At 74.5% G+C, this 6,952-nt stretch carries 5 protein-coding genes; 3 read left to right on the plus strand and 2 right to left on the minus strand.

Annotated features, from left to right (window positions below; translation table 11 throughout):
• Positions 1-51: 51 nt before the first annotated feature.
• Positions 52-1,386, minus strand: coding sequence for an MFS transporter (locus ACFRMQ_RS36025; RefSeq protein WP_380735039.1), 1,335 nt, complete (start codon positions 1,384-1,386; stop codon positions 52-54).
• A gap of 358 nt (positions 1,387-1,744) precedes the next feature.
• On the opposite strand from ACFRMQ_RS36025, the gene ACFRMQ_RS36030 reads away from it, so the two are divergent.
• Complete coding sequence (locus tag ACFRMQ_RS36030) at positions 1,745-3,394, plus strand: hypothetical protein (RefSeq protein ID WP_380735040.1); 1,650 nt, start codon at positions 1,745-1,747, stop codon at positions 3,392-3,394.
• 5 nt (positions 3,395-3,399) lie between these two features.
• On the opposite strand, the gene ACFRMQ_RS36035 is transcribed toward ACFRMQ_RS36030, so the two are convergent.
• Complete coding sequence (locus ACFRMQ_RS36035; protein ID WP_380735042.1) at positions 3,400-3,873, minus strand: VOC family protein; 474 nt, start codon at positions 3,871-3,873, stop codon at positions 3,400-3,402.
• Positions 3,874-4,009: 136 nt separating this feature from the next.
• Between ACFRMQ_RS36035 and ACFRMQ_RS36040 the strand changes: the two genes are divergently transcribed.
• The gene (locus tag ACFRMQ_RS36040) at positions 4,010-5,248 is read left to right on the plus strand and encodes a hypothetical protein (protein WP_380735043.1); all 1,239 of its coding nucleotides are present in this window, start codon (positions 4,010-4,012) and stop codon (positions 5,246-5,248) included.
• A gap of 174 nt (positions 5,249-5,422) precedes the next feature.
• Positions 5,423-6,913, plus strand: a complete 1,491-nt coding sequence (locus ACFRMQ_RS36045) for an alkaline phosphatase PhoX (protein WP_380735044.1) — start codon at positions 5,423-5,425, stop codon at positions 6,911-6,913.
• Positions 6,914-6,952: the final 39 nt, after the last annotated feature.

The raw sequence follows: 6,952 nt of genomic DNA on the forward strand, positions 1-6,952 counted from the left end.
GCCCGGGACCACCGAAGTGGTCCCGGGCAGCGGCGTCTCGTGGGCGGAGGGTCAGGCCGTCGGCTTGGGTTTGCGGGCGACGGCGACGGCGAGGGCCGCGCAGAGGAGGGCGGCGAGGGCGGCGAAGCCGCTGACGGAGGGGAGCAGGCCGTAGGTCTGGACGAGGGCGCCGAGGGCGATGATCGGGGCGGAGCTGCCGAGGTAGACGATGACCCAGAGGGCGCTCAGTTCGGAGCCGCGGCGTTCCGGGTTCATCGCGGCGACGGCGCTGGTGAACAGGGAGCGGAAGGCCACGCCCTGGGAGATGCCGCCGAGGACGCTGCCGATGAAGAGCAGAGCCGGGGTGTCGGTGTACTGGGCGGCGACGACCAGGCCGAGGCCGGTGGCCAGGCCGGTCATGCCGAGGGCGGTCACCACGCGGTCCGAGGTCGGCGGGACGACCAGCTGGGTGGCGGCCGAGGAGCCGAGCAGGAGGGCGGCCACGATCGCGCCGACCAGCTTGGAGTCCGTGTGCAGCAGCTTGGCCGCGAAGGCCGGGGCCAGGCTGAGGTAGACGCCGAACACCGCGTAGGAGATGAACCCGGCCGTGGCGGCCTGCAGGAACTCGCGGCGGCCGGTCCGGGGCAGCCGCAGGCGCTGCGGGCGCAGGTGGGCCGGGGTGGTGATCCGGGGCGGTGACGCCGGCGGGCGGCTGCGTCCGGGCATCCGCGGGTGGAGCAGCGCCAGCGGCACGCAGAGCGCGAGCAGTGCGATGGCGTGCAGCAGGAACGGCGTCAGCAGCGGGTCGGTGCCGCCGGCCAGCAGGGCGCCGACGATCGGGCCGAGGGCGACGCCGCCGGCGGAACAGGCCAGGGTGATCTTGGCGGCCAGGGTCGGCCGGTCGGGCAGCAGGTCGCCGAGGGCGGCCCCGGCGGCGCCGGTGGAGAGGCCGACGGCGATGCCCTGGACGGCCCGGCCGGCGGCGAGCTGCCAGAAGCTGTCGGAGGTGGCGAACACGACGTCGCCGACGGCGGACAGCGCGACGGCGGGCAGGATCAGGGCGCGTCGGCCGAGGTGGTCGGACCAGTGGCCGACGATGGCCAGCACCGGGACCAGGGCGAACACGTAGATCGCGAACAGGACGGTGGTGTCGAGCGCGGTGAGGTGCAGCTGTTGCTGGAGGAGCGAGTAGATCGGCGTCGCGAGGTTGGCGCCGATCAGCATCAGCAGCAGGGCGGCGGCCACCAGGCCGACGCGGACGCCGCGCAGCGCGTTCCAGCGGCTGATCGCGGCGAGCTGGAGCTGGGCGCGGGGCGCGAGCTCCAGGGGGAGCAGGGCCTCCGACAGTCGGCGTCCGTCGAGCTGCGCGGTGCGCAGGCCGGAGCCGGCGGGGGAGAGGTCCGCCATGGCAGGGGTCTCCTGTGGCCGGGCACCACCGGGGTCGGCGGGGTGTGCCGGCGCGCCCGTCCGGAGGCGCTGTGGTGGTGGCCGCGGTTCGGGCTCCCTGGTGGGGCGAGGTGAGCTGAAGAGGGCTCCTCCGGCCCGGGGTCGGGCGGAGGGTGGTCGGGCTTCGTTGCCCCGTGGCCCGCGCGGGGTGTGCGCGGTGCCAGACCGAAGGATAAGGGGTGGGCGTGCGCCCACGGCGCGCGCCCCTGGGTGCGCCCCGAACGGCGGGGCGCGGGGGGTGCTCGACCGATACGCTGAGGTGTTGGATTGGTACGCGGCGCTGTTGGGCTGACCGCTGGCTGAGGGAGAGCGCACGGATATGGCCGGACGACGTCGCAAGAACACCGGGGCTTCGGGGGGCGAGAGCGCGGCCGAGGCGGTCCTGCCCGCCGACCTGGAGCTCCAGGACCTCTACGGGGCGTTCGCCGCGCACGGGCTGGACGACGAGGACCTGGACGACGCGGCGGTCCTGGTCCCGCCGGTGAAGCTGCCCGCCGAGCGCGAGCTGGCCGAGCAGGCCAGGGCCGTGCCGATGCTCGGGTACGCGCTGGCGCTGGCCCGCTGGGCCGCCCCGCACCGGGCGGTGGACGAGTTCGGCGACCTCGTCGAGGCGGACCGGGCGCCCGCGGCCCGGCTGCTGGGCCTGGCCCCGGCCGAGGGCGAGGTGCCCGAGGAGGCCGAGGTCGAGGCGCTGCGGGCCTGGTCCCTGGCCTGTGACCTGGACCTGGTGGAGCTTGGTACGACCGCGGAGGGCGAGCACGTCGCCGTCCCCGGCCCGGACCTGGAGCCCGCCGAGGAGGGGGACCCGGAGACCGTCCTGGAGCTGTGGCTGACCGCTGCCGGGATCGTCCGGGAGCTGGCCGTCGAGGCGGACTCGCTCCCGGAGGAGGCAGGCGAGGAGGCCGGCGAGGAGACCGGCGAGGAGCCCGAGGGCGAGCCGGCCGGGGACGGCGAGGAGGACGAGGACGCGCTCTCCGAGCTGGAGGAGGCCCGCGACGAGGCCGCCGAACTGCTGGACGAGGCCCTCCAGGTGCTCTACGAGACCACCGCCTTCGCCGAGCCCGGCAACGAGACCGTGCCGCTGGGCGTGCTCGCCGCGCTGCTGGTCGTCCCGGAGGGCGAGGAGCCGAGCGAGGAACTGCTCGGCGACATCACGGACGTGATGGTCGCGCTGGACCCGATGCTGGGCGACCTCGCCGAGCTCGGGCTGCTGGAGTACCGCCCGATCGACCCCGAGCTGTTCGACGAGGAGGACGGCGAGGAGCCCGCCCTGGTCGGCGAGGAGCCGCTGGACGAGGAGGAGTCGGCCCGCTTCGGGATGGTCCGGCTCACCCCGCTCGGCCAGTACGGCATCCGCCAGTGGCTGCTGGAGGACGGCTACGACGCGCCGCTGGTCGGCGACCTGGCCCAGGGCGACGCGGCCGAGCTGCTGCACGCGGTGTGCGAGTCGGCCAACGTGCTGCCGGAGGAGGAGCTGCGGGTGTGGGTCGCCGGGCGGGAGCCGGTGGCGGCGGCGCGCGAGCTGCTGGCCGCGGCGCGCGGTGTCGACGGGTACGGCCCGCTGCGGCGGATGCTCTGCGTCTCGGCGCTCAACCTGCTCGGGGCGGGGGCGGAGCCGGCCGTCCGGGAGGTCATGGAGGACCCGGAGCTGGGCGGTGCGGCGCGGGCCTGGCTGACCGCGCAGGGGGCGACGGACGTTCCGGTGCCGGACCGGGCGATGGCGCTGTGGACGGTGGTCGACACCTTCGCCGCCCAGCTGCTGGACAACGGCGGGGACGCCGAGCTGCTGCGCGAACTGATCGCCGACCTGCCGGTGAACGGCGATCCGGCCGGCTGGTTCGGCGAGCTGTGGCGGGTCGACCACCCGTACACGGCGGACGTCCTGGAGGCGATCGGGGAGCTGCACCCGGACCGGGCGCTGGCCAAGGAGGCGCGCAAGGCGGCCTTCAAGGCGCGTTCCAAGAACTGAGGGGTTCAGGGCAGGTCCAGGGAGCCGTCCTCGGTGAAGGGGAAGAACGGGTTGTGGGCCAGCTCCCAGAGGTGGCCGTCCGGGTCCTCGAAGTAGCCGGAGTAGCCGCCCCAGTGGGTCGGGACCGGCGGCTTGACCACCACGGCGCCGGCCTCGACCGCCGTCCGCAGGGCGGCGTCCACCAGCGCGGGGGACTCCAGGTTCACCGCGAGGGTGACGCCGCGGAAGGCGGGCTCGCCGGTGGCGGGCACGCCCGCGTCGGCGGCCAGTTCCTCGGTGGGGAAGAGGCCGAGTGCCGAGTCGGCGGTGCGGAACCAGACGATCTCCGGGCTGGAGGCGGTGGAGCGCTTCCAGCCGAGGGCCTCGTAGAAGCGGGCGCTGCGGTCGAGGTCGGTCACCCCGAGGGTGACGATGCTGATCCGGGCGGGGAAGGAGCCCGGCTCGGTACGGTCCTGGGCTGCGTCGTTCTGTGCTGTCATGCCGCCAGGTTAGGGAGGGCCGCTGACAACCGGCCGTCCTGACACGGCCACCGCCCCCGTCCGGAGGCGGAGCTGATGACCCGGCAGCTGCGGGCACGTAAGGTGGCGGCAGCGGTGCGGGTGCGAGGACGCGGGGGTGCGGCACAGGATGATGCGGGAGAGCGGCGGCAGGCACCAGAAGCCCGTGGAGCGGCTCGCGGACCGGCGGGTGGGCCCACCCGCCGACCGGTCGGCGGACCAGGGGGAGGGCAGGTCCGAGGGGCGGCCCGACAGCAGGCTCGCCGACCGGCTCGCCGGCCAGGAGGAGTTCTCCCGCCGGACCCTCGCGGCGGCCGACTTCCCGGTGTACGGCGTGGCCGCCGGTCCGGCCCCCGAGGGCGCCGCGCTGGCCGCCTTCGAGACCTCCGCGGGCGAGCTGCGCTGGGTCGAGGTCCGGTGCGGTGACTGGCGTTCGGCGGCCGGCCCGCACCTGACCGTGCGCACCTACCGGCCGGGGGCCGAGCGGGGCGAGCGGCTGCCCGAGCTGGAGGACCTGGTCGAGGACGAACGGGACCGTCTCTACGAGCAGTCGGGCATCGACGAGGGCGACGGGCCGGGCCGGGTCCGGGCGTTGCGCGAGTGGGTCACGGTGGACGGTGAGCCCCACCCGGTCGAGGTGCACGAGGACCGGCCGGTGCCGGGGCCCGGCGGCGCCGTGGCGGACGGGTCGGTGCCGGTGTGGGCCGGGCGGCTGCGGGTCGGCGGCCTGACGGTGACGGTGTGCGGGCGCGGGGTCGCGCCCGGAGCCGTGGAGCTCGGATCGATCGGCGACTTCGAGGGATACCTGCGCGGTCGGACCGAACTGCTGCGCGACCTCGCCGCCCGGCGGGCCGGCCGCGTTCCCGTCGAGGAGCGCGAACTGCCGTCCGCCGTCGGGATGGAGGCGCACCGGGAGCTGGTCGCGCAGACCGTCGCCGAGTCCGCGGCGATCGAGGCGCAGGTGCGGGTCGGACGCACGCCGAGGCTGCCGCGCAGGCTGCGTGGGGAGGCCGGCGCGGTGCGCTGGGAGGCGGCGGTGCGCCAGCAGATGCGGCTGGCCACCGAGACCCGGGAGGAGGCCGCGGCGGCGGTGGCCTCGATGGTGAACCACCTCACCCGGCTCGCCCGGCAGACGCACTGGCTGATCGGCACGGAGGAGGGCGCGGCGGCCGTCGAGGAGGTCGTCCGGTACACGGTGTTCGCGAGCGAGGTGGCGAGCCTGCCGGCGCAGCGGGCCTGGGAGCAACTGCGCCGGGAGCATCCGGGCGGCGGCGGGGCGGGCGTCTGGGAGGAGCAGCGGCTGGCCGAGCAGCTGTGGCTGTCGGCCTGGGAGCAGTGGCGGGCGGCGCGGGGCTGACGGGGGGCCTCGACGGGTGCTCGGGTAAAGCGCGGGTCATGTGAACGTCATCGGTTGGCAAATGGCCGCCTGGGTGTGAGCCGGCCGTCATGTCGGGTTCACCCGACCGGCGGAGCCTGCTGGGCGTCGGCATCCCGCACCGACGCTCCCGCTCATCCTTCAGGAGTTGCTGCCATGTCGCTGTCCCGCCGGGACTTCGTCAACCGTTCCACCGTCGTCGGGGCGGGCGTGCTGATCGCCGGCAGCGCCGAGGCGCTGGCCAGCGCCCCGGGCGCGATCGCCGCCCCGGCCGGCGGCGAGGCCCCGGCCGCCGCGGCCGCCGGGACCAACTCGGCCGCCGGCACCGCGGTCGGCTACGGCCCGCTGGTCCAGGACCAGGCCGGGCTGCTGTCCCTGCCGAAGGGCTTCTCGTACAAGGTCCTCAACCGGGCCGGCGTCACCAAGCTGCGCAGCGGCGAGTTCACCCCGAGCAACCACGACGGCACCTCCGCCTTCGAGGACGAGCGCGGCGGCAACCTGATGGTCGTCAACCACGAGCTGGCCGGCGCCCGCGCCAACTGGCCGCACCCGGTGCCGCTGATCGAGGGCCACGTCTACGACCCGGGCGCGGCCGGCGGCTGCACCATCGTGCACGCCAAGCGGGACGGCTCGGTCGAGCAGTGGGTCGGCATCGCCGGCACCGCCACCAACTGCGCCGGCGGCGTGACCCCGTGGGGCACCTGGCTGTCCGGCGAGGAGACCGAGGACAAGGCCGGCAAGAACGGTTTCACCAAGGACCACGGCTACGTCTTCGAGGTCGACCCGTTCGACGACGACTACAACCGCGACCCGCAGCCGGTCAAGGCCTTCGGCCGCTACGCGCACGAGGCCGTCGTGGTGGACCCGAAGAAGGGCCACGTCTACCTGACCGAGGACGCCTCGAACCCGAACGGCCTGCTGTTCCGCTGGACCCCGCCGGCCGGCTTCAAGCACGGCCGGTACAAGCTGCGCAAGCTGGCCGCGGACGCCGGCGTGCTGGAGGCCTTCAAGGTCTTCGACGCCCAGGGCAAGTTCGTCGACGACCTCTCCCGCGCCACCAAGGTCGGCACCACCTACGGCGTGGACTGGGTCAAGGTCCAGGACCGCGACGCCAAGACCGTCTCGGTGCGCAAGCAGTTCAAGGACGGCGAGGTCACCCGCGCCCGCAAGCTGGAGGGCATGTGGTGGGGTGACGGCGGCTTCTACTTCGTCTCCAGCTACGCCCGTTCGGAGAGCCCGCTCCAGCACGACGGCCAGGTCTGGTTCTACAACCCGAACCGCCGCACCATCACCCTGAAGGTCCTGCTGGGCGTCAACAACGACGTCTGGGGCGACCACGACAACTTCGACGGCCCGGACAACATCACCGTCTCGCCCTACGGCGGCATCGTGATCTGCGAGGACGGCGAGGGCGTCTCGCACCTGTTCGGCGCGACCGAGGACGGGCTGGTCTACCCGATCGCCCGCAACGAGCTGAACATCGGCACCGCCGAGAAGCCCGAGTTCAGCGAGTTCACCGGGGTGACCTTCTCGGACGACGGCAAGACCCTGTTCGCCAACATCCAGACCCCGGGCATCCAGCTGGCCATCAGCGGCCCGTGGAACCGGCTGAACGAGCACAAGCGCGGTCAGGGCTACGGCGCCTGACGAAGCGTCACGCATCCGGCTGCCCGCGGACTACTCGTC

Origin of the sequence: Kitasatospora sp. NPDC056783 (assembly GCF_042789895.1) — a bacterium.
GTDB lineage: Bacteria > Actinomycetota > Actinomycetes > Streptomycetales > Streptomycetaceae > Kitasatospora.

Bases quoted from the DNA above. Each gene is read 5' to 3' on its own strand.
- ACFRMQ_RS36030 (WP_380735040.1), top strand. From the start codon at position 1,745: ATGGCCGGACGACGTCGCAAGAACACCGGGGCTTCGGGGGGCGAGAGC.
- ACFRMQ_RS36045 (WP_380735044.1), top strand. From the start codon at position 5,423: ATGTCGCTGTCCCGCCGGGACTTCGTCAACCGTTCCACCGTCGTCGGG.
- ACFRMQ_RS36035 (WP_380735042.1), bottom strand. From the start codon at position 3,873: ATGACAGCACAGAACGACGCAGCCCAGGACCGTACCGAGCCGGGCTCC.
- ACFRMQ_RS36025 (WP_380735039.1), bottom strand. From the start codon at position 1,386: ATGGCGGACCTCTCCCCCGCCGGCTCCGGCCTGCGCACCGCGCAGCTC.